Source organism: Ruoffia sp. FAM 26254, from assembly GCF_045528545.1.
In the GTDB taxonomy this organism is placed as follows: Bacteria; Bacillota; Bacilli; order Lactobacillales; family Aerococcaceae; genus Ruoffia; species Ruoffia halotolerans.
On the sequence record NZ_JBGQQY010000091.1, the window covers coordinates 1 to 2,000 of the forward strand.

Below are 2,000 nucleotides of genomic sequence, written 5' to 3' on the forward strand. Positions count from 1 at the left end.
ATGCAATACCACATGACACATTTGTTCAAGCATTCAAGCAAGAACGATTGGGGGCTTGACCTATCATTACTTGACCTCGGCATGGCTTCATGTCTGGAAAGATGGCCTGAGTCCAGACTGGTCGGGAGACTACCATCCCTCAGTTCAATATCAGAGGGTCACTGATTTAGAATAACAAGGCAGTTACGGTACCAAACAAATGAGTTACCTGTAGTGGCTAACTTAAACTTGAAATTTACGGAACGATTAATTTATTCAAGAAACCAGCTTAAATTATAGAGCTATGAATTATTCAGGACCAAATAATTTTTTTGGCTTATATAAATGAAAAAAATATATTACTATTATTCAAATGGATGTTCCCATGAAATATCTAACTAAATGGTGTTGAATAAACGTTTTGTTAGATTGAGTTCTGAATGTTTGAAATCAGATTAGAATGTGATATAATAAATTTGTTAAAAAATTCTTGGAGGTTTTGTTATGAAAATTATTGTTGTAGGTACTTCACATGCTGGGTATGAAGCAGTGCAAACTATCTTAAAAGAAGATTCAAATGCTGAGATTCATTTATATGAACGCGGGGAAACAGCATCATTCTTATCTTGTGGGATTCAAAGTTATTTAGAAGATATCTCACCTTCTTTAGATAGCTTACATTATGCAAATGAAGAAAGTTATAAAGAGCAAGGCGTAAATGTTCATATGAATAGTGATGTTGTATCTGTAGATCCAGAAGCTAAAACGATTACAGTTAAAACAGCTGACGGAGAATCTGAAGAATCATATGATAAATTATTCCTTAGCCCAGGGGCTGTACCGATTGAAATTCCAATTCCTGGAACTGATTTAGATCATTTATACTACTTACGTGGCCGCAATTGGGCAGATAAAGTAAAAGAACGTATGTCATCTGCTAAAAAAGCAGTTGTTGTAGGTAGTGGATATATTGGAATAGAAGTTGCTGAAGCATACGCGAAAGCAGGAATTGATACAACGGTTATTGATTCATTAAATTCAATCTTACCTACGTATCTAGATAAAGAATTTACTTCAGTCTTACAAGAGAACGCACTTGAACATGGAATGAAATTCCATGGTGGGGAAAAAGTTCAAGAAATCATCGGTGAGAATGGATCTGTTGCAAAAGTCGTGACAGATAAAGGTGAATACGAAGCAGATACTGTTATTATGGCCGTTGGTGTGCGTCCAAATACACAATGGTTAGACGGTATCTTAGCGCGAAACGAACGTGGTTTTGTTGAAGTGAATGAACATATGCAATCAACATCAAATCCAGATATTTATGTAGCTGGAGATGCGACATTAATTCCATTTGCTCCAACGGGGGAAAAACGTGCCATTGCTTTAGCTTCTAACGCACGTCGCCAAGGTGTAATCGCTGCTAAAAATATGCTTTCAGATAACAAATTTGAAATGCCAGCCGTTTCGGGCACATCTGCATTATCATTATTCGATTACCACTTTGCTTGTACAGGTGTTAAAGACTCTGACGCAGATTTAAGCAAAGTCGACAGTAAATATTATGAAGAGACTATTCGTCCTAAATTTATTGGTGATGATACAACTGTTATGATGAAAATTCACTTTGAAAAAGAAAAAAATCGTATTGTTGGTGCGCAGTTAATGTCTAAACAAGATGTTATGTTTGCGATAAATACAGTTTCAACAGCAATTTCAGCTGGCTGGACATTAGAACAATTAGCTTTAGCTGACTACTTCTTCCAACCAGAATATGATAAACCATGGAACTTCTTAAATGTGCTTGCACAACAAGCTTTAGGAGAAACGTTTGGTAGTGACAAAGAATTATTCTAATTAATGAGGCACATCTTAGGTTATCTAATCTAAGATGTGTTTTTGATTAAATTTAAATGGCTCTTTGTCAAATAGGGTTGATGACTCATTTTAATCAAGATCAAGCAGCATAAGTTGTTGCTTGATCTTTTTTATTTGTCTGAGGGACATATAATCGCGTC

The 2,000-nt window shown here is 35.6% G+C and carries 1 protein-coding gene; it reads left to right on the plus strand.

Features of this window, described 5'->3' with window-relative positions:
- Positions 1-483 precede the first annotated feature (483 nt).
- Complete coding sequence (locus ACEN3Z_RS11740; protein WP_407090964.1) at positions 484-1,839, plus strand: FAD-dependent oxidoreductase; 1,356 nt, start codon at positions 484-486, stop codon at positions 1,837-1,839.
- Positions 1,840-2,000 lie beyond the last annotated feature (161 nt).